The organism is Telluria sp. Soil_C_11 (assembly GCF_057657395.1).
Map to the genome: position 1 here is coordinate 24,064 of NZ_JBDGIN010000010.1, position 20,256 is coordinate 44,319.

General features: G+C 65.1%; 18 protein-coding genes and 1 riboswitch. Of the genes, 11 read left to right on the forward strand and 7 right to left on the reverse strand.

The genetic code is table 11. The features are described 5' to 3' along the window. Nucleotides 1-67: 67 nt before the first annotated feature. The 4 genes from AC3A6M_RS16920 to ylqF are packed head-to-tail and all read left to right on the forward strand — an operon-like array spanning nt 68 to nt 3,842. Nucleotides 68-955, forward strand: coding sequence for a hypothetical protein (locus tag AC3A6M_RS16920; RefSeq protein WP_487853892.1), 888 nt, complete (start codon nt 68-70; stop codon nt 953-955). Continuing rightward, a complete protein-coding gene (locus AC3A6M_RS16925) occupies nt 945-2,234 on the forward strand; it encodes a choice-of-anchor X domain-containing protein (protein WP_487853893.1) in 1,290 nt (429 codons plus the stop codon). Before AC3A6M_RS16920 ends, AC3A6M_RS16925 begins: the two co-directional genes overlap by 11 nt. A gap of 9 nt (nt 2,235-2,243) precedes the next feature. Continuing rightward, complete coding sequence (locus AC3A6M_RS16930) at nt 2,244-2,864, forward strand: hypothetical protein (RefSeq protein ID WP_487853894.1); 621 nt, start codon at nt 2,244-2,246, stop codon at nt 2,862-2,864. Nucleotides 2,865-2,894: 30 nt separating this feature from the next. Continuing rightward, nucleotides 2,895-3,842, forward strand: coding sequence for a ribosome biogenesis GTPase YlqF (ylqF, locus tag AC3A6M_RS16935; RefSeq protein ID WP_487853895.1), 948 nt, complete (start codon nt 2,895-2,897; stop codon nt 3,840-3,842). Between the two features lie 127 nt (nt 3,843-3,969). Here ylqF and AC3A6M_RS16940 read toward each other — a convergent pair whose 3' ends face one another. From AC3A6M_RS16940 to AC3A6M_RS16950, 3 genes are all read right to left on the reverse strand, one after another. Next, the gene (locus tag AC3A6M_RS16940; RefSeq protein ID WP_487853896.1) at nt 3,970-4,782 is read right to left on the reverse strand and encodes a DODA-type extradiol aromatic ring-opening family dioxygenase; all 813 of its coding nucleotides are present in this window, start codon (nt 4,780-4,782) and stop codon (nt 3,970-3,972) included. A 186-nt stretch (nt 4,783-4,968) separates the two neighbouring features. After that, entirely contained in the window at nt 4,969-5,901 is a 933-nt protein-coding gene (locus tag AC3A6M_RS16945) for a hypothetical protein (RefSeq protein ID WP_487853897.1), read from the reverse strand. Further along, on the reverse strand, nt 5,898-8,105 hold the full coding sequence (locus AC3A6M_RS16950) for a M1 family metallopeptidase (protein ID WP_487853898.1): 2,208 nt from the start codon (nt 8,103-8,105) through the stop codon (nt 5,898-5,900). Before AC3A6M_RS16950 ends, AC3A6M_RS16945 begins: the two co-directional genes overlap by 4 nt. 120 nt (nt 8,106-8,225) lie before the next feature. Beyond that, a riboswitch (cobalamin riboswitch) is annotated at nt 8,226-8,459 on the forward strand. Nucleotides 8,460-8,535: 76 nt separating this feature from the next. Between AC3A6M_RS16950 and AC3A6M_RS16955 the strand changes: the two genes are divergently transcribed. The 4 genes from AC3A6M_RS16955 (at nt 8,536) to AC3A6M_RS16970 (ending at nt 12,484) form a co-directional block, all read left to right on the forward strand. Next, entirely contained in the window at nt 8,536-10,482 is a 1,947-nt protein-coding gene (locus tag AC3A6M_RS16955) for a TonB-dependent receptor (RefSeq protein WP_487853899.1), read from the forward strand. Nucleotides 10,483-10,690: 208 nt separating this feature from the next. Continuing rightward, nucleotides 10,691-11,353, forward strand: coding sequence for a thiol:disulfide interchange protein DsbA/DsbL (locus AC3A6M_RS16960; protein ID WP_487853900.1), 663 nt, complete (start codon nt 10,691-10,693; stop codon nt 11,351-11,353). Beyond that, the gene (locus tag AC3A6M_RS16965; protein ID WP_487853901.1) at nt 11,350-11,685 is read left to right on the forward strand and encodes a hypothetical protein; all 336 of its coding nucleotides are present in this window, start codon (nt 11,350-11,352) and stop codon (nt 11,683-11,685) included. The genes AC3A6M_RS16960 and AC3A6M_RS16965 overlap by 4 nt, the downstream gene beginning before the upstream one ends. 127 nt (nt 11,686-11,812) lie before the next feature. Continuing rightward, complete coding sequence (locus tag AC3A6M_RS16970; RefSeq protein WP_487853902.1) at nt 11,813-12,484, forward strand: thiol:disulfide interchange protein DsbA/DsbL; 672 nt, start codon at nt 11,813-11,815, stop codon at nt 12,482-12,484. 51 nt (nt 12,485-12,535) lie between these two features. Here AC3A6M_RS16970 and AC3A6M_RS16975 read toward each other — a convergent pair whose 3' ends face one another. Then, nucleotides 12,536-13,852: an ATP-binding protein gene (locus AC3A6M_RS16975; protein WP_487853903.1), complete on the reverse strand. Its 1,317-nt coding sequence runs from the start codon at nt 13,850-13,852 to the stop codon at nt 12,536-12,538. Between the two features lie 293 nt (nt 13,853-14,145). Between AC3A6M_RS16975 and AC3A6M_RS16980 the strand changes: the two genes are divergently transcribed. The 3 genes from AC3A6M_RS16980 to AC3A6M_RS16990 are packed head-to-tail and all read left to right on the forward strand — an operon-like array spanning nt 14,146 to nt 16,461. Then, nucleotides 14,146-15,012, forward strand: a complete 867-nt coding sequence (locus AC3A6M_RS16980) for a MipA/OmpV family protein (protein ID WP_487853904.1) — start codon at nt 14,146-14,148, stop codon at nt 15,010-15,012. A 2-nt stretch (nt 15,013-15,014) separates the two neighbouring features. After that, nucleotides 15,015-15,695, forward strand: a complete 681-nt coding sequence (locus tag AC3A6M_RS16985) for a hypothetical protein (RefSeq protein WP_487853905.1) — start codon at nt 15,015-15,017, stop codon at nt 15,693-15,695. Nucleotides 15,696-15,714: 19 nt separating this feature from the next. Continuing rightward, entirely contained in the window at nt 15,715-16,461 is a 747-nt protein-coding gene (locus AC3A6M_RS16990; RefSeq protein WP_487853906.1) for an SDR family oxidoreductase, read from the forward strand. A gap of 42 nt (nt 16,462-16,503) precedes the next feature. Here the strand turns inward: AC3A6M_RS16990 and AC3A6M_RS16995 are convergent, their stop codons facing one another. The 3 genes from AC3A6M_RS16995 to AC3A6M_RS17005 form a co-directional block, all read right to left on the reverse strand. Further along, a complete protein-coding gene (locus AC3A6M_RS16995) occupies nt 16,504-17,187 on the reverse strand; it encodes a response regulator (protein WP_487853907.1) in 684 nt (227 codons plus the stop codon). A gap of 165 nt (nt 17,188-17,352) precedes the next feature. Next, nucleotides 17,353-17,790, reverse strand: a complete 438-nt coding sequence (locus AC3A6M_RS17000; protein ID WP_487854011.1) for a Rid family detoxifying hydrolase — start codon at nt 17,788-17,790, stop codon at nt 17,353-17,355. Between the two features lie 619 nt (nt 17,791-18,409). After that, a complete protein-coding gene (locus AC3A6M_RS17005) occupies nt 18,410-20,224 on the reverse strand; it encodes a TniQ family protein (RefSeq protein WP_487853908.1) in 1,815 nt (604 codons plus the stop codon). Between the last annotated feature and the right edge of the window lie 32 nt (nt 20,225-20,256).

Sequence of the window (20,256 nt, forward strand, 5' to 3'; positions counted from 1 at the left end):
GATTTCTTGCTGTGCAGCCGGGCGGGCAGCGAACGCAATCCAGGGACAACGAACGAGTGGGGACGAGATGAGAGCGATACGCACGATACTGGCGTCATGCCTGTTCGCCGCAGCCGGGCTGACCTCGGGACTGGCATCGGCAACGAACTACACCTTATGGATCAACGGCCGCAACGGCGGCGGCACCATCGGCGACTACAACAGCTTCACCTACTGGGGCCCGTCGTCGACCGCGGCGGGCGTCAACAAGAAGGCCGCCAACTGGGACGGCTACAACAGCATCTCCTCGCAGAGCTACCACATCCGCGACGCGCTGGACTGCTTCTGCACCGGCAGCAACTGGTGCTACATCGCGACCCACAGCGCCGGCGACCTGATGATCGGCTATACCCTGGCCAACTACGGCGGCTCGGCACGCATGAAGAAGAACGCGACGCCCAATTCGTCGGGCGTGTGCGGCAATTCGGACGGTACCTCGCAGACCGGCTGGAACATCAAGTGGGTGCGCACCGCCGCCGGCGCCGCCGGCGGTTCCGAACTGGCCGACTATGGCTCCTGGGCGGTCTCCGATCCGCTCACGCAGGACCTGAAGACCTCGACCGCGCGCGCCATGTACGACCACAACGCCACGCGCGGCATCTGGTTCTACATGTATGCCGGCGCCAAGGGCACTTCCTATTCGGCGATCCTGCCGGGCCAGGACGACGAAGCGGTGGCCTACCACAGCGCGGGCGGGGTCGCGGGCAGTTCCGGCGGCTCCTACTGCAATCCCCGCGACTGGTTCTGCAACGACCTGACGCTCGGCGCCGCCGCGAACGAAGGTGGCAGGGCGAAGTGGAGCTACCACTCGGTCTCGTTCCGGGACGACAGCGAGGCCTACAACCACTACACGAACAGGAACTGGGCAGGCATCGTTTCCGTCGTCCGAAGTGCGATGGTGAACAGTGCCCTCTAACAAGCCTCCGCAGGGCCGCCGGCCAGCGAAGCCGCGGTCCGCACCGCGGCCCTGGCTGCGCGGCCTGGTATTGCCGGCCTGCGCGCTGGCGCTGCTGGCCGCCCTGGTCTGGAGCCTGATGGGCCATGGCGCCCCGGCCGCGCCGGCCGTGGCGGCCCAGGCCCCGGCGCCGCAGGGCCAGCCTTTCTTCCACCCGGTGGACGAGCCGGGCCTGCCGGCCGTCGACGACCGCAAGCAGCGCCGGCAGCAGCTGGTCGACAACTACCAGCTGGCCGACCACACCTTTTGCAGCTACCGCGACGGCAGCCAGTATCCTTCGGGGTCGCGGCCGATCGCGGAAAACGCCGACCAGGATACGCCGAACGCGCCGGTCACCGACATGCACCCCATGCGCCTGCAGGGCGGCGGCACGGACAGCCGCGTGCAGCTGCAGACCTCGCAGTCGCGCGTCTACATGGCCGCCAACGAGGCGGTCGCGTTCTCGCTGCGCGCCGTCGACGCGGCCGGCCAGGTGCAGCCGCTGGTGATCACCCGCGCCGTTTCGCAAGGCATCACCTACAAGGGCACGCGCCAGAGTCCGCAGGTGAGCATCCCCTTCCTGGATGACGGCAGCGGCGCCGACCCGGTGCCGAACGACGGCGCCTGGGCCGGCGTGCTGGCGCCGGCGCAGACCGGCCTGGCGGGTTTCAACGGCACCATCCGCACCCAGGTCAGCTACAACGTCAACGGCAGGAACGGGGTGGTGATGTTCGACGTGATCTACACGCCCGAGCTGCCGGCGGTCTGGACCGGGCAGATCCGCGAAGCGGTCGAGAACGGCTCGCTCAGTTTCATCCTTCCCGTGGAGGTGCGCATGCCCGGGCGCTACATCGTCAGCGGCCGGGTCGACGATGCGCGCGGCAAGCCGTTTGCCTTGCTGACCTTCAACGACGTGCTCGGCCCCGGTCCCAACGCGATCAGGCTGACCATGTTCGGCAAGCTGATGCGCGACCAGAATGCGGCCCTGCCATTGACCCTGCGCGACGTCGACGGCTACCTCCTGAAGGAAAACACGGACCCCGACCGGGCCCTGATGCCGCGCCTGGAAGGCAAGGTATTTACGGGCAAGAATCATCCACTGAAGGGATTCTCGGATGAAGAATGGCAGAGCGAGGAAAGGACCCGCTACCTGACCGAGTTCGCCAGGGACGTCACACTGGCAGGCAACGCGCTGCGGGCTTTTGACCCCGGCCAGCCGCTGCCGCCGAGCGAATGCGGGGTCAAGCCGACAGCGCGGTAAAATGTGCGAATGGCAGATTCCACAAGTTTTAGCTATGACGGGCAGGGCCTGCTGGCCGAGCTGGCGGCGCTCCCGCCGACGGCGCGGCTGGCCTGCGCCACGGCGGCCGCAACGCGGCTGATGCCGGCCTGCGAGCGCTTCGCGGCCGTCCACGCGCCGGCGACCGCGGGCCGTGCGCGCGAGATCGTCGCCGAGCTGTGGCAATGCATCCTGGCGCACGACCCGGACAGCCAGCCCTGGCCGGCGGTGCTGGACGAAGTCATGCGCATGATTCCCGGGAAGGAGGCCGAAGGCGGCCTGCTGACGCAGATGGCCGAGGACGGGCTGGCCTCGCTGGCCTATGCGATCCGCTGCCTGCTGGTGGACCAGCCGAGCCAGGCCGAATCGGCGGTCGGGCGCGAGTACGATGCCACCGACCAGGCGGCGATCCGCCTCACGGGCGTGGTCCCGAACACGCCGAAAAAGGAAGCCAGGCTGCTGGCCCACCCCCTGATCCAGCGTACGCTCGCGCGCCAGCACGAGGATCTCGCGCTGCTGCGGCGCGGCGACCTCGCGGAGCTGCTGCGCCAGGCCGTGGCCAACCCGACCTTCACCGAACAGGAGCTCGCCAGCTTCTCCAGCGTAAAATAGCGTCTTGTACGCAGATTATTGAGAGTAAGCATGTCGATTCAATGGTTCCCGGGCCACATGGCCGCGGCCCGCAAGCAGGCCGCGGAGCAGATGGAAAACACCGATGTGGTCATCGAGGTCCTGGACGCGCGCCTGCCCCAGGCGAGCAGCAACCCGATGGTCGAGGAACTGCGCAAGTTCCGCCAGCGCCCCTGCCTGAAGGTCCTGAACAAGACCGACCTGGCCGACCCCGTGGCGACCGCCGCCTGGGCCGCCTGGTACGATGCCCAGGACGGCGTGACGGCCTATCCGATGACGACCAAGAAGCCGTCCGACGTGGCGCGGATCCCCGACCTGTGCAAGACGCTGGCCCCGCACCGCGGCGTACCGACCAAGCCGCTGCGCATCATGATCATGGGCATCCCGAACGTCGGCAAGTCGACCCTGATGAACGCGCTGCTCAAGAAGCGCGTGGCCAAGGTCGGCGACGAGCCGGCCGTCACCAAGGCCCAGCAAAAGATCTACCTGGACAAGTTCACGGTGCTGGTCGACACCCCCGGCATGCTGTGGCCGAAGATCGCGATGGAAAGCGACGGCCTGATGCTGGCCGCCAGCCATGCGATCGGCACCAATGCCGTGATCGAGGAAGAAGTGGCCGAGTTCCTGGGCGCGCTGCTGCTGGAGCGCTATCCGCAGCTCCTGAGCGCCCGCTACGGCCTCAAGACCGAGGGCATGGACGGCTTCGGTGTGATCGAAGGCGTGGCGGCACGCCGCGGCTTCCGCGTGCGCGGCGGCGACTACGACTACGAAAAGGCGGCCCACGTGCTGCTCCAGGATTACCGCCAGGGGGCGCTGGGCCGCATCAGCCTGGAGACCCCGGAGACGCGCGCCGTGGCGCTCGAGAAGCACCGCATCGAGATGGAAGAGAAGGCCCGCATCGCGGCCGAGAAAGCGGCGCGCAAGGCCGAAGAGGCTGCCCGCGGCAAGCGCGGTACGTGAGGGGACTTCGATAAACCTACTGCGCGGGCACATTTTGGGTCTGCGATGCTCGCCGTACCGTAAGTACGGCTGCGCTTCTCAACCCAAACTGAGCCCTGCTCGCTACGGTTTCTCGAAGCCCCGATACTTAGGCGGTTTTTCCGAATCTGAAACTGGACACCGTCAGCGCCCCGAAGAACGCATCCTCATGATACACACAGGCAGCCTGCTCCTGCTCGGCCGCCCCTAAAGCCACCCACAGCGGCACCAGGTGATCCTCGCGCGGGTGCGCATGGCGCGCGTAGGGCGCTTCGCTCCAGTGCAGCAAGGCCTGTTCGCGGTCGGCCGGCGACAATTCCAGCAGCACGTGCTGCAGCCAGGTGTCGAAGGCGTGCGAGGCCAGCGCGCCGCCGGGGCCGAACTGGCGCAGGTTGTGGAAGGACAGCCCGCTGCCGACGATCAGCACGCCCTCGTCGCGCAGCGGCGCCAGCGCGCGGCCGGCGGCCAGGTGCACGGACGGGTCGTAGCCATGGCGGATCGACAGCTGCACCACCGGCATGTCGGCTTCCGGATAGACCGGATAGAGCATCGAGAAGGTGCCGTGGTCGAGGCCGCGATCCGGGTCGAGCGTGGCCGGCTGGCCGGCGCCGTTCAGCAGGTCCGCCACGCGCGCGGCCAGTTGCGGGTCGCCCGGCGCCGGGTAGCGGATCTGGTAGGTGTGCGGCGGGAAGCCGCCGTAGTCGTAGATCATGCCGGGCGCCGCGCCGCTCGAGACCGTGAACTGGTCGGTCTCCCAGTGGCTGGTCACCACCAGCACGGCTTTCGGCCGGGCGCCCGCCTGGCGCTTCATGTCGACCAGCGACGCTTCCAGGCGGTCGTAGGCGCCGCCGTACTGGTCCTTCATCCACGGCCACGGGCCGCCTCCGTGCGAGACGAAATAGGTGGGCAGGCGGGTGGTCATGGCGGCTCCTTGGTGGGACGGTGATGCCGCCATGGTAGCGCACCCGTCGATCTCGCGCTGGGCGTCACCCCGTCGTTCCCGCGCAGGCGGGAACCCAAGTTGGTTTGCGTGACGGCTAGTCAAGCAGGACTTGGGTCCCCGCCTGCGCGGGGACGACAAACGTTCAGTGCGCGGCCCAGCCGGCGCTTACTGCGGCCGTGCCCGCACCAGCGCCATCATCGCAAACAGCCGCGCGCTGCGCATCCAGCCCAGCACCAGCACCGCCAGCTGGGTCAGCAGGAAGGCGGCGGCGGTGCCGCCCGCGCCCAGCGCCGGCACCTGCAGGCGGGCCAGCGCCAGCAGGGCGGCCAGCACCAGGCCGATGCCGGTGACCGCCACGTAGACGCCCAGCAGCGAGAACGGACGGCGCAGCATCAGCCGCACGCCGCCCCACCAGGCCACGATGGCCGAGCGGCGCCGGCGTTCGTTGGCCAGCAGGGCGCGGCCGGCGTCGATGGTGGCGTGCACCAGCGCGAACACCACCGCGGCGAAGATCATTGCCAGCCGCGAGGCCTGCTCGGCATCGCTTTCCAGGATCGCGGTATCAAGCGTCCTGCCGGCGATCTTGAAGGCGATGCCGGCCAGGACGCCAGCGATCGCGAGCGGCACGACGCTCCACAGCAGCATGCGGAACATGCGCGCATAGTGCTGGGCACCGCCGGCCAGCAGGTCGATCATGCCGGGGCGTTTGGGGGCGCGCGCGGCGTAGATGGTCATCCCGGCCAGCAGCGGCGACAGCAGCAGGGTCAGCGCCAGCGCGACGATGCCGCCGCTGCCGATGGCGGGGGCGAAGCGCTCGCGCGCGCTGCCCATCAGGTCGGCGATGGCGAGCATGTCGAGCTTCTCCGCCAGCTGGGGCGCATGGATGGAATGGTCGAGGTTCGCGCCCAGCATCTGCCATACCGGCAGGCTGGCGGCGAGGGTCGGCAGGAGCAGCAGCACGGCCCACCACAGCATCAGGCGCCATTGCAGGGCGGCGCGCATGGCGCCGGACAGCGGACGCAGGCCGCTGCGGCGGCGCACGCTGCTGTTCTGCGGCGCCAGGGAAGGAGAGTCGAGGGTCTGGTCGGTGCTCATCATACGGTCGCGATCAGGGTGAGGAGGTATTCGATGAAGGCGGCGACGTCCATGCCCCAGCGGCGCGAGGCGCTGGCGTCGGGCTGGAGTGTCCGGCTGTCGTCCAGCTTGCTGACGTCGAGGTAGTGCTGGCGCTGCGGGTCGAGTTCGGCCGAGACGGCGCGCGCCGGCCTGGTCCAGCTGAACTTGTGCCAGCTCTCGTTGGCGTCCCAGCGCACGGTCTCGGCGCTGCCGTCGGCGAACTTCACGGTCAGCACCTGCGGCACCGCGGCGCCGTAGCGGCGCACCAGCACTTCGGTGCGGAAGGGGTAGGGGCCTAGCCCTTCCTTCGCTTTGGGGTTCGCCTTCTTCCAGGCGTCGCGGTCCTTCTCGATGCGCTTGTCGAGGTCGGCCTGCTTGTCCTCGACCCAGTCGCTGCCCGCCTGGCGCGTGCCCGGCAGCGGCAGCTGTTCGCGGCTGCTGAAGTCGGCGATGCGGTCGTCGACCCTGGTCGCCGCATAGACCTGCTGGGCGAACACGGCTTCGACCGCGGCGCGCTGGCCGGTGACGTCGGCCAGGGTCTCGCGCAGGTCGGCGGTGCTCGGATGGCGGAACTTCCAGCGCCGGTAGTATTCCTTGAAGGCGCGTTCGATTGGCTCCTTGCCGATGCGCGCTTCGAGGTCGCGCATCATGGTCGCGGTGCGGCTGTAGACCGGGCCGATGCCCTGCAGGCGGTCGTAGGCGTTCTGGCCGGGCGCGTCGGCGGGATCGGCGCGCGGGGTGCCCGTGCGTTCGGCGGCGAAGGCATCGAAGGCCGGGGCGAAGCCGAGCCTGCGGGTGAGCGGGGTGCCGGCGAACACCTGCTGGCCGCGCTCGCGGACCATGCGCAGGTCCCAGTATTCGTTCAGGCCTTCGTCCAGCATCGGCTCTTCGAACTCGTTATTCGCCAGCAGGCCGTAGAAGTAGCCGTGCCCGAATTCGTGGATGGTGACGAAGTCGAGCAGGTACTGGGTGGCGGTGCCCGGCTCGACCCGCGCATAGCCCTCGGCGGTGAAGAAGGTCGGGTATTCCATGCCGCCCGCTTCCTCGGCGTTGTGCGGCGGGATCACCACGGTCAGCGTCTTGTAGGGATAGGGGCCGAGCGTGTTCGAGAAGTAGGTCAGCGAATCCCTGGCCGCCTTCATGGCCGGCGCCGCGCTGGCCGCGTACTCGGGCGGATACAGCACGGTGACGGTGACGTTCGGGCTGCCCGGGCCGGTCCAGGTCTCGACCATCGGTTTCGCGCTGCGCTTGTCGGCGGTCCAGGCGAAGTCGTGGACGTCGCCCTGCACGTAGCGGTGGGTCAGCATGCCGTTCTTCTCGAGCGGAGCGCCCTGCGGTTCGCCGGTGGCGCCGACCGTGTACTCCTTCGGCACCGTCAGCCTGACGTCGAAGCTGCCGAAGTCGGCGTAGAACTCGGAGTTCAGGTGGAATTCGTGGGCGTTCCAGCGCGGCGCCGTGGCCCCGCGTTCGCCCGGCAGTTCCAGCACGCCGATCTTCGGATACCACTGGCCGACCAGGTGGAAGGTGCCGAAGTAACCGGTGCGCGCCATCACGCGCGGCAGCTGGGTGTGGAAGTCGATGTCGAAGGTGGTCGAGGCGCCGGGCGCCACTGCCGCCGGCAGGTCGAAGCGCACCACGGTGTGGTCCGTCGCCGGGCCCTTGTCCGGATGGACGAAGGTCCAGGGCACGGCGGCCTCGCCCTGGGTGACGCTGCGCAGGGCGATGTGGCCCCATTCGCCATCCTTGATCTCGACGCCGGAGCGGAAGCCGGAGTCGCGCTCGCGCTTCTCGGTAAAGAAGGTGCTGCCCGTGCCTTCGAAGGCATTCATGTACAGGTGCACGTAGACGCTCTTCACCGGCACGCTGCTCCGGTTGCGCCAGGTGAGTTTTTCGCGGCCCGTCACCGTGTGCTTCACTGGGTCGAGCGTGGCGTCGATGTCGTAGTGGACGACGCGGTCGGACAGCGTCGCTTCGAGCCCGGTGCGGGCGCCGCCCCAGGCGTTCGGGCTGCTGGGAACGCTCACCGCGGCGGCGTTCGGCGCCGCCAGGGCGATGCCGTCGAGGGACGGCGCCGGCGCGGCGGCCGGGCCACCCGGTTCGGCGAGCAGGTCGGCGGTAACCGCGACCCCTGCCGCCAGCAGGGCGGCGAGCGCGCCCGTGCGCAGTACGGTGGAACTCAATCTCATGCAAAGGTCCCCTAAGGATTGAATTTCGTTAAGTTGTATTTGTGTTCACACTATATTCGAAAACACTGTCAGAAAACTCACACATGGCGACAAATGGACCGGGAATGTTGCTTATTGGGTTTATAATTCACGGGTTCTGGTGCCCGCACGCGTGGTCTGCGCGTGCAGTTAAACGGGAAACACGGAGCGCAGGTGCCCCCGGCGCCGCGCCAACGTGTGCTGCCCCCGCAACGGTAAACAAGCGCCGCCTTCATGGCGGCTGGCTGCTTCGATGACCACTGCGCGCCCTGCGCGTAGGAAGGTGGAGCAGTCTGTCTTGCGAGCCCGGATACCGGCCAGGACAGGGGGAAGCGGGCGCATTGCCGCGCTTCCGTGACGAGCCGGTGTGCGGGGACGCGCGCCGGCCTAACGATCGAACTTTAATCCATCGATGAATTCCAAGAAGCCGCTCGCGCTGGCCTGCGCCATTGCCGTATCCATTCCTTTCGCCGTTCATGCCGACGAGGCCGCCCCCGCGACCGTCGTGATCACCGGGGCCCGCTTTCCCAGCGCCGACACCCTCGAGCCGATCGGCGCCACCGTCATCACCCGCGACGAGATCCGACAGGCCGGCGTGAACGACGTCAACCAGGCCATCCGCAAGATCGGCGGCGTGTTCGGCCGCCAGAGCCTGGACTCCTCGCCCGACTTCGCACTCGACCTGCGCGGCTTCGGCGCCAACGGCGCGCAGAACATGGTGATCATGGTCGACGGCGTGCGCCTGAACGAGAACGAACTGGCCAGTGCGGTGCTGTCGACCATCCCGATCGACACCGTCGAGCGCATCGAGATCGTGCGCGGCGGCAGCAGCGTGCTGTACGGCGAGGGCGCGACCGGCGGCGTGATCCAGATCGTGACCCGCAAGGAGGCGCTGCGCAGCCAGCCGGGCACGCATGGCTCCATCTTCGCCGAAGCCGGCCAATTCAAGGAGCGCGACCTGCGCGCTTCCCTGTCGCACACCGCGGGCGCCATCAGCGCCGACGTCGCCGTGGCGCGCCAGGACAACGACAACTACCGCGCCAACAATGCCTTCAAACAGGACAGCGTCGCGGCCGGCGTGCAGCTCGCGTACACGGGCGGCCGCGCCGGCGTGCGGGTGGAGAGCGCGCGCCAGGACTCGCGCCTGCCGGGCTCCCTGACCCTGGCCCAGTTCGAGGCCAACCCGCGCCAGACCCAGACCCCGAACGACTTCGGCTCGCTCGACACCGACCGCGTGAACGCCTTCGCCGAATACCGCCTGGGTGCGGTCGACCTGGCGGCCGAGCTGTCGCACCGCGAGCGCGATGCGGAATCGAACTACTTCTTCGGCCCCAGCGCATCGGTGACCAAGTACAAGGGCCGCCAGACCCAGTTCTCGCCGCGCGCGCGCTGGTTGCGTGACGTGGGCGCCGGCATGCTGAACGAGCTGGTCACCGGCATCGACGTGATCGACTGGAAGCGCAAGACCACCGCGGATTATTCGCTGGCCGACGCCAGCCAGAAATCGAAGGCCTTTTACGTGCGCGACGAGCTGCGCTTCGACCCGGCCCACGACGGGCGCGTGGCCCTGGGCGCACGCCGCGAAATCTTCGACAAGGACTACGTCGACGCGATCATGGGTGGCACGCCGGACAACGGTTCGCAGGCCCGGAACGCCTGGGAAGCCCAGGGCAGCTACCGCGTGCTGCCGCAACTGACCCTGAGCGCGCGCGCAGGGCAGAGCTACCGCGTGGCCAACGTCGACGAGAACAGCTTCCGCACCAGCCTCAGCCTGCTGAAGGTGCAGACCTCGCATGACCTGGAGCTGGGCGCGAGCTGGGGCGATGAAGCGCGCAAGGTCACGGCGCGCGTGTTCCGCCACAAGCTGGACAACGAAATCTTCTACGACCCGACCGCCTTCGCCAACACCAACCTCGACCCGACGCGCCGCGAAGGCGTCGAAATCGATGCCGAGGCCCGGCTGGCGCCGGGCTGGCGCGCCACCGCCCATTTGCAGCACGTGAACGCCACCTTCACCGAAGGCCCGAACGCCGGCCGCGAGATGGTGCTGGTGCCGAAGAACGTGGTCACGGCGCGCCTGGCCTGGCTGCCAGGCAATGGCCAGAGCGCCGATTTCGGCGCGCAATGGGTCGACCGCCAGCGTTACGGCAGCGACTTCGACAACAGCTGCGCCGCGCGCATGCCGTCCTACGTGACCTTCGACGCGCGCTACGCCGTCAAGCTGGGCCCATGGGAGCTCGCAGCCGCGGGCCTGAACCTGGCCGACCGCCATTACTTCAGCAACGCCTTCGGCTGCCGCTCGGGCATCTACCCGAGCGACGGCCGCCAGCTCAAGCTCTCGGCCCGCTACGACTTCTAATCCAAATCAAACCGGGGTCAGACTCCGGTTTTTGGAAATGTCCTACTGGCTTTTTCCAAAATCGGGAGTCTGACCCCAGTGTTAACTCTTGGGTGGTACCGGTGTAACAAGCGGTAAGCATTGCAAAAAATAAGCCGTGACTAAGGTTGGCCGGCGAAAAAGTGGTAATCTCGCGGTCGTTTGCACAACCAATTCGAGAAGGATTCTTATGCGTTCCCTGCGTTTTGCCCTGCTTGCCGCCAGCCTCGTCGCCAGCACCGCTTTTGCCTCGCCGACCGATCCGAAGAACGGCGTCGAATACGTGACGCTCGCTCAGCCGCAGCCGGTGCAGGCTGCCGGCAAGAAGGTCGAGGTGATCGAGTTCTTCATGTACCACTGCCCGCACTGCAACGCGCTGGAACCGCAGTTCGAACAGTGGGTCAAAAAGCAGGGTGACAACATCGTCCTGAAGCGCGTGCACCTGCCGTTCACCGGCCCCAACGATCCGGAAGCGCACCTGTACCTGACCCTGGAAGCGCTGGGCAAGGTCGACGAGATGCACGCCAAGGTGTTCAAGGCCGTGCACGTGGACCGCATCCGCCTGAACCAGGACGCTGCGATCATCGACTGGGTCTCGAAGAACGGCATCGACCGCGCAACCTTCACCAACGCCTGGAACTCGTTCGGCGTGATGACCAAGCTGCGCCGCCTGCCGCAGATCGTCAATGAGTACAAGGTCGATGGCGTGCCGACCGTCGTTATCGACGGCAAGTACCAGACCTCGCCGGCCACGGTTTACAATTCGGTCAAGACGAATAATGAACCGCAGCTGTTCCAGGCCACCCTGCAGGTGATGGACGCGCTGGTTGCAAAGGCTGCCAAGACGAAATGAGCGATGCAGAAGGCAAGATCCTGAAGATCTACGACAAGTCCAAGCCGGAAGACGAGGACTTGACCGACACCAGTTATTACCTCCACTGGGCCTGGGGCATCGTGGCGGTGCTCGTCGGTATGGTCTTCTGGCTCTGCATCACGTTGGTGAATGCCGAAAACCAGCGTTACGCCCTGATGACGAACAAGTGTGCGGACCCGCTGTTCAAAGGAGAGATCGACCAGCGTTGCCTGCTGACCGTGCGTTCGCGCGAGCACTGGTGGGAACACCTGTGGTACGGCGTGAGCCACGTGAAGCCGGAAGCGCCGCCCGAGCCCCACCGCCGCCGCTGAAGCATCAGGACAGCATCCCGCCACGCCGGCGGGATTTTTTTTGCCCCTGAGTTTCCTTTAAGGCAATCTTTCCCGCAAAGAATGCTAAGCTAGGCCTTGTCCGTCAACCCGTCACGAGGAATTGCCCATGCGTCTACTGCGCCTTGCCGCCGCTGCCTGCCTGCTCGTCACTGCCACCGCCGCTCCCGCCTTCGCTTCGCCGGCCAGCCCGCAGAACGGCGTCGACTACACGACCCTCGCCCAGCCCCAGCCGGTGCAGGCGGCCGGCAAGAAGGTCGAGGTGATCGAGTTCTTCATGTACCACTGCCCGGTGTGCAACGGCCTCGAGCCGGGCTTCGAGGAATGGGTCAGGAAGCAGGGCGACCGCATCCAGGTGCGCCGCATCCACATGCCGTTCACCGGCCCGAACGATCCGGAAGCCCACCTGTTCGTGACCCTGGAAGCGCTGGGCAAGCTCGACGAGATGCACGGCAAGGTGTTCGATGCCGTGCACCGGCAGCGCATCCGCCTGAACAGGGACGAGGCCATCATCGACTGGGTCTCGAAGAACGGGATCGAGCGCGCGACCTTCCTGAATGCCTGGAACTCCTTCGGCGTGCAGGCCCGCATGCGCCAGCTAAGCAAGCTGATCAGTACGTACGGGGTCGACTCGGTGCCGACCCTGGTCGTCGACGGCCGCTACATGACCTCGCCGTCGATGGCCAATGCCACCCTGAAGACGCACAACCCGCAGGAGCTGTTCAGGGCCACGCTGCAGGTGGCCGACGCCCTGGTCGACAAGGCGGCGGCGTCGAAATAACCAGTGAATTAGAGGGGCTGGCATCGCCGCCATGGGGCTTTGCCAGCCCCTCTAGGCTGCGATGACGCCGTCCGGCAGGCTGATGGCAAAGCGCGCCCCGCCCAGCGGAGAACGCTCCACGTGCAGGGTGCCGCCGTGCAGTCCGACCGCCTTGCGCGCGATCGACAGCCCGAGGCCGAAACCGCCGGTGGCGCGGTCGCGGCTGCGGTCGAGCCGGTAGAATGGTTCGAAGATGCGCTCCCGCTCCTCCTCGGGAATGCCGGGACCATCGTCGTCGATCAGGATCTCGAGCAGGTCGCCGCGGCGGCGCGCGCTCAGCGCCACCGTCTGCGCCGCATATTTCTGGGCATTGCGCAGCAGGTTGCCGACCGCGCGCGCCAGCAGGCGGCGGTCGCCGTCGACGCTGCCCAGCATGGCGCCGAGTTCGACGTGCAGGTTGGCCGGGCGTGGATGCAAGCCGTCGGCGCATTCGCGCAGCACCGGCTCGACCTCGAACAGGGCGCGCTGCGGCGCGGAGACGTTGTCCAGTTTGCTCATCGAGAGCAATTCGTTCACCAGTTCGTTCAGCTCGGCCAGGTCGCCGTGCATCGCATCGATGCGCTTGGCCAATCTGGGGTCGCCGGCCTGGTCCGCGAGCAGTTCGAGCGCGAATTCCAGGCGCGCGATCGGGGTGCGCAATTCGTGCGACACCGAGTGCAGCAGGTTCTTCTGCGATTCCAATAAACCCTGGATGCGCCCGGCCATCGCATTGATGCGTCCGGCCAGCGGATAGGCCGCATCCGACGGCTTCATGGCGGCGCGCGCCGACAGCTTGCCGGCGCCGAATTCGTCCGCCACCCGCGACAGCATCTGCAGGCCCTGCCAGTGCGAGCGCGACCACAGCGCGATCGGCACCAGCAGCGCCAGCGCCACCACCACGTAGCGCAGCACTTCCATCAGGAGCGCCTGGCCGAGGTCGATCGGCAGGCTGGAGGCGCGGATCGCCTCCTCGTTGCTGCCGATGTAGCGCCCGCCGCCGAGGTCGACCCGCCGCAGGAAGGTCTTGCGGGCCGGGTCGAGCACGATCTCGCCGCGCTCGAAGGCTGCCAGCGTGCCGCGCGGCAGGGCACTGCGGGCCTGGTCCAGCGGGATCAGGTCGAAATGCACCTTGGATACCTCGCGCACCTTGTTCAGGCGCCCGAGCCATTCGTCGGCGGGCGCCTGGTCCACGTATTGTTCGAGCAGGAAGATCTGGGCCGACGCCTGGCGCCGCGCGATGTCGTCCAGCGGATCGCCGAACAGGCGCGCGAACAGGAAATAGACGACGAAGGTCGCTGCCGTGATCGACAGCATGACCAGGATGAAGAAGCGGAAGAACAGACGGTTCACGCCGCCGCCCCAGCGGGGTAACTACCGGTTACGCGTAAATGGTTCGACTTGCTCATAGGCGGGATTGTATAGGAGCAAGCATCATAAGGTTGATGTTTTACAAATTGAAGACAAAAGGCCGACATGTCGAGGGAGATTTGCTTGCCAACCCTGCGTACGATGAGCAGAAATCAGGTTTTTCCGTTTGGCCCGCCTGATGCGCGAGTGAAGGCGGGCTTTTTTTATTCGTCGGAGAGAGGAGGACGGGCGGCAAGCACGTAGAATGTTGTCTTCCCGAATCTTTGGCTCTGCATATGAACAAGTTTCTTTCCTTCGTCCTGGGTGCTGGCGCACTGGCCGGTTCGCTGGCCGGCGGCATCGCGCGCGCCCAGACGCCGGCCGTCAATCCGATGCCCGACGGCAGCCGCGACATGTACGTGGGCCTGGGCGTGCAGTCGGCGCCACGCTACGAAGGAACGGGCAGCCGCAAGGTGTCGGCCTTGCCGGTGCTGCAGGTCGAATGGAGCAACGGGGTCTTCATTTCCGGGATGAGCGCGGGCATGCACCTGTCGAATTCACCGACCGTCGAGTACGGCCCGCTGCTGGCGGTCAAGCCCGGCCGTGACGCCACCGGCAGCGGCAGGGAGATCGGCGGTTTCGGCTTCGTCGGCCCCTTGCCGATCGCCGGCGAGAATTTGCGCACGGCGCCGACAGGCCTGGGCGGGATGGATGAGATCGGTGCGCGCCTGCAAGCCGGGGCCTTCTACAATCGGTACCTGAGTCCGCAATGGCGCCTGACCTCCAGCCTGCTGGCCGGCGCGGGCAGGGACCATGACGGCGCGCGCCTGGAGCTGGGCGTCCAGCGCCTGGCCCTGGCCGACGGCGAGCGCCATCGGGTGTCGCTGAGCGCAGGCGTGGGCATCGTCAACCGCCAGTACAACGCAACGTATTTCGGCGTCACCGAAGAGGAAGCCAGGCGCAGCCGCTTCGGCGCCTACGCGCCGGGCGGCGGCGTGCAGGACGTCCAGCTTGGCGCACGCTGGCACTGGACCCTGACCCCTTCCTGGATGCTGACCTCGAACCTGCAGGCCAAACGCCTGCTGGGCGACGCCCGCCATAGCCCGCTGACCGAGCGGTCCACCAACCTGACGGTTTCGACCGCCTTCGCTTATCGATTCTGACGATGCGTCCTGCCCGACAATTCATCGTATCCCTTGCCCTGCTGCTGGCGGCCGGTTCGGCCGGCGCACAGGCGCGCGACGGGGATGCCGTGAGTTACCGGGATGCCTACCGGGCGATGGTCGCGTTCGAGAAATACGGCGGCCCCAAGAACCTGCTGGTGAGCCAGCTGCAGGTGCTGCCCAGGGAGCGCGGCGCCCTGGCCGAAGGGCTGCAGCTCCTGCTGTCCGGGAAGACCACCCAGCTGAGCCTGCCGCTCGATCCGCTGGGACGCACCGTGTTCCCGCTGCAGAAGGCCGCCTACGACGAGAACGCCGTGCTGTCGCTGAGCCGCAAGGGCGGCTTCACGATGCGCCCGCAGGTGTCGATCGCGGTACGCGCCGACGGCATGTACGACGTGGCCGACCTGCGCGCCGCCTGCACCCAGGCGCTGGCCTTCCTGCGCTACGTCGACGCCTCCCAGCGCGCGCGCCAGTGCGCCGCCGTGCGTTTCGTGTTCCTGAAGCGGGCCGAGGGCGGGGCGCGCCTGCGCCGGCCGGACGTCCCCGAGCAGGTGCTGCCGCTGACGACCGGCGATGCCGACGAAGGCTTCCCCGCCGTCATCTGGCGTTTCGGGACCGGCGTCGAGCGCGGCCAGGTCGTCACCTTCAATGCGCCGCTGGCGATTCTTCCCATCTTCGACTAGGCGCGCTATTCTTGCGCGCATGACTAAAACCATCCTCATCACCGGCGCCAGCCGTGGCATCGGCGCCGCCTGCGCGCTGCTGGCCGCCGCGCGCGGCTACCAGGTCGCCGTCAACTACCGCAGCGATGCCGATGCGGCCGCGCAGGTCGTGCGCGCCATCGAAAGCGCCGGCGGCCGCGCCTTCGCCGTGCAGGCCGACGTCTCCCGGGAAGACGAGGTGCTGCGCATGTTCGCCGAGGTCGACGCGCGCTGGGGCCGGCTCGACGCCCTCGTCAACAACGCCGGCATCCTGGCCCGCCAGATGCGGGTCGAGCAGATGGACGCGGCGCGCATCGGCCGCATCCTGGCCACCAACGTCACCGGCAGCTTCCTGTGCGCGCGCGAAGCCGTGCTGCGCATGTCGACGCGGCACGGCGGCAGCGGCGGCGCGATCGTCAACGTCTCTTCGCGCGCCGGCGTGCTGGGCGCGGCCGGGGAATACGTCGACTATGCGGCGTCCAAGGCGGCGCTGGACGCGCTGACGATCGGGCTGGCGAAGGAAACGGCGAACGAGGGCATCCGCGTGAACGGCGTGCGGCCCGGCCTGATCGACACGGACATGCACGCCAGCGGCGGCGAGCCGGGACGCATCGAACGCCTGAAATCGTCGGTGCCGATGGGGCGGGGAGGAGAAGCGGAAGAAGTGGCGCGGGCGATCCTGTGGCTGCTGTCCGATGAAGCGTCCTATACGACTGGCAGCTTCATCGACGTCTCGGGAGGCCGCTGAATTCCGACCATGCGCCTTGTCCTGCGGCTTTTGTGAGCCCCTTCAATTCCAGGCCGAGGGCGAGAACAGGTAACCCTCGCCCCACACGGTCTTGATCTTTTCCGACAAGTTGTCGTCGAACTTCTTGCGCAGCTTCGAGATGCAGTTGTCGATGCTGCGGTCCAGGCCGTCGAACTCGATGCCGCGCATCTTCTTGAGCAGCTCGTCGCGCGACAGCACCCGGCCGGCCGCCTCGGCCAGCACCAGCAGCAGCTTGTATTCGGTATTGCTGAGCACGCAAGGCTGGCCGCGCCAGGTGACGCTGCGGTCCTTGGTCATGATGCGCAAGCCGCCGAACTCCAGCATCCGCGTGTCCAGCGCCTTGGCCTGGGTGCGGCGCAGCAGGGCGCGCAGGCGGGCCAGCAGCACCCGCGGCTGGACCGGCTTGTTGACGAAGTCGTCCGCGCCCTGTTCCAGGCCCGATACTTCGTCGTAGGTGTCTTCGCGCGCCGTCAGGATCAGGATCGGCACGTCGGAATGTTCGCGGATCTGGCGGCACACGACCATGCCGTCCATGCCGGGCAACATCAGGTCGAGCACGACGATGTCGGGCGCGCTCTGCTTGAAATGCTCGAGCGCCGTGTCGCCACGCGTGGCGAGATCAACCGAAAATTCATAGCCGGACAGGTATTCCGTGACCAGTTCCGCCAGACGCGGATCGTCTTCGACCAACAGTACGCGATACATTGAGTGAGTTCTCCTTGATCTCTCATTGTATAAGAGCAAATATCAAAGAGGCACAATTGCTGGCGCAGATCGACAAACCGATACAGTTTCATGACAATTGACCGGTCCGGCTGTTGCGTATTTGTGACTGACAGTCAACAATCCGCAACAGCCAGCGGCCCGGGGCTAGCGGCGCCCCGCGACGACGGCGATTTCGATTTTCGCGTCGCGCGGCAGGCGCGCCACTTCGATGGTGGCGCGGGCCGGCGGATCCTTCCTGAAATACTGGCCGTACACGCCGTTCATCGCCGTGAACTCGTTCAGGTCCTTCATGTAGACGGTGCTGTTCAGGACGTCGTCATAAGTCAGGCCCTGCGAGGCCAGCCCGGCGCCGATGTAGTCGAGCACATGCTTCGTCTGCTCTTCGATGGTCGTACCCTCGATCGCGGTGCCGGTCCTGTTCAGCGAAATGATGCCCGATATATAGATGAGATTGCCGTATCCGACCATCTGGGAATAAGGGCCGATTGCCGGATAAATCTTGTCGGTCGTCAGCACCGTCTTGTGGGGCGGCGTGGCGCAGCCGGTCAGGGCGCAGGCGCTTGCGCCGATGCACAGGGCCATCAGGAATCGCTTCGTGTCCACGGAATCTCCTCGCTAAGGAAAGGTGTGCGTATTTAACGCCAAGGTACATGCGGTCAGGAGCGAATCCCTTCTTTATTGGCTTTGGTCAACTCAAACACATCGATGCTGTCGTTGATTTGCACCGGTCGTAAACGGCAACGGCCCGCCGAAGCGGGCCGTCGTCGTGTCGACTGTTTCGCGTTAATAAAGTTCGGAACAAAGTCGCTAGGAACGATGGATCAATTGCACTCGTTCGCACATCATAAAGATCGGAACAGATGCATCCTGAGGCATCTGCAGACCGGCACGGAAAATAATAAAGTTGGGAACACGGGCTGCGCTGCGAAAGGGAGCCGTGTCCGAGTCACGGATGGGGCCGAGCGCGCGCAGGTCGCCTGTTACACCGGGATAGAAGCTCAAACAGGACAATAAAGTCGTGAACACTGCTTCAGGATTGGCTTGCTGCCAGGCGGGAGGTTGAGCAGGTTTTCTTAAACTTTCGACCGCTCCCGATCCATCTCGAGTGACAAGTGCTCAAGACGCTGAACGTCGAGCATTCGAAGCACTGCGGTGTTTCCTTGAAAATGAACAAACAGGAGAGCATCGGTAGCATAGAGAGTCAGAGCTTCCGCAGAGGTCTTCCCGTGGATTTGCATGGTACGGTCTGCTCCAGCCATTCGCGGTCATTCTCAAGACACCATCTTTTTGCGCGCTTAGGCATGTTTGCTCGATCTGTGATCCCGGCTTCAAGAGCGATGGTGATCATTCTTCGGCAACGCGCTCGCCGGTCTGCAAACGATAGTCCTTCGTATTTCGTGGGGGGTATCGTCGAATTAAGCCAGCATGCGTCGAATAGTCGACATAATTCGAACGCTATTGGGGCGCTGCGTCGAACCGAACTCGGGATCCTGCAACCATTCCTTATTGCATCGATGATACTTTTTCGGCACATTGTTCTAGCTTTCTCGCTGAACGGATCGTCTGCGCTAAATAGCTTTCCAAGCCACACAGGGTCATTTTTGCCGCTCCATATAACAGATCGAAGTATTGCTTCCCGAGAATCGCCGAGCTGCAACTGTCCCTGCAGCAAGAGATCCTGAATGGAAGCTCTGTGAGCGTTTCTCACTTTATGCCACTTCATGGCACTACGAAGGGTAGAGAAATTGAATTCAGACTCGTTGAGATTGGATGAGAAAACTATCCCTTCTGCCTTGAAGTCGATGCCGTCCAACGCAACTAGTAGCCTGGCACCTCGGTACTGATCTATTCGAAATTGCCGCGTTGCATCGTTTTGGGTCCCGTCTATTAGCATAGTGCCAATCCTCGCCGGAAGTCCTTGGACATCACAAACTCGTTCGATAGCTTTTAGTAGTGCGCATGCATTACACGCTAGCTCGTCCAGTATTGCCTGACATTCGTCTGAGAGAATTTGAGTGGGCGGGTCGTCATGCTTGAGTTTTTTCCCGTTTCGCTTCTTGCGTGTATATCCTTCAGCTTCCAGCGCGGCGATAACTGCTAAATGTCCGCCAGGACTCTGAGTAGTGTCTTGAGAAGTGATTGCCTGCGCCAAGAACTTCCTAGTTATCATTACCTGCAGAAGAGATTGGAGGCAATCAAGGCTGTCTACCTCCCAACGCTTTAAAAGAACCTCGATCAGCTTTTCTACGCGCTGATCTATTGACCGGCCTGCCCTTTGATAAAACTGAGAATACAACTGCTTTCGGTCCGCGCTCGCGAGTCCGGCTGGGATTCCACGGGCAGCCAAATTGCATAACTCAACAAATCGCAAGTGTACAGACAGTTGAGGCATATCGTCCTCAAGAAAAGCAGAGCTCCCGCAATGAGGACATGTTTCGCTAGGTGGATGCCACGAGTCTTCGGCGGCAGTGGGGAGCCTACATTTTGCGCACAGACCGCAAAGTGGAATAAAATGTAGCGGGCAGTGGGTCACGCCAGGAAGCTGATGTACTGTTCTCCAATGCGCTATCCCATACGATATTTCATCGTCGCGTCTACACATCTTGCAAAAATTTAGGTGCTCCTTAATTAGACGGATCTTCTGTCCGGAACTGCCTGTCATGAACTTATTTATAAGACGAGCATCGCCCGAAAGCTGGTTGTCTCGCCAAAGTCTTTTTCGTTCGGGCGACAAGGGGGCGCTATAAAACCCAAACAGAGTAGCATGTTCGAAAAGACGATCTACCGCAAAACCTTCTTGCGGCAACACCTGCATGAGCTTTCCAAGGTTCGCGCCAAACGGGTCAACGGAACGTGCGTACTCGTTATCAAACAAAATAATTTTGCTTGCGCGGACGGAGCGATTGCAGGCCAATAGGTGGTACGCGATACAGCGCGAGAAGATCAACGCTTCGTCTGGAGCACTGGGGAAAAAAGGTAGAACTTTCCGTTCAGAATAAGGTGAGGGAATGGACATTGTGACTCCATTAGTGTTAAGGCCCGGCGCCC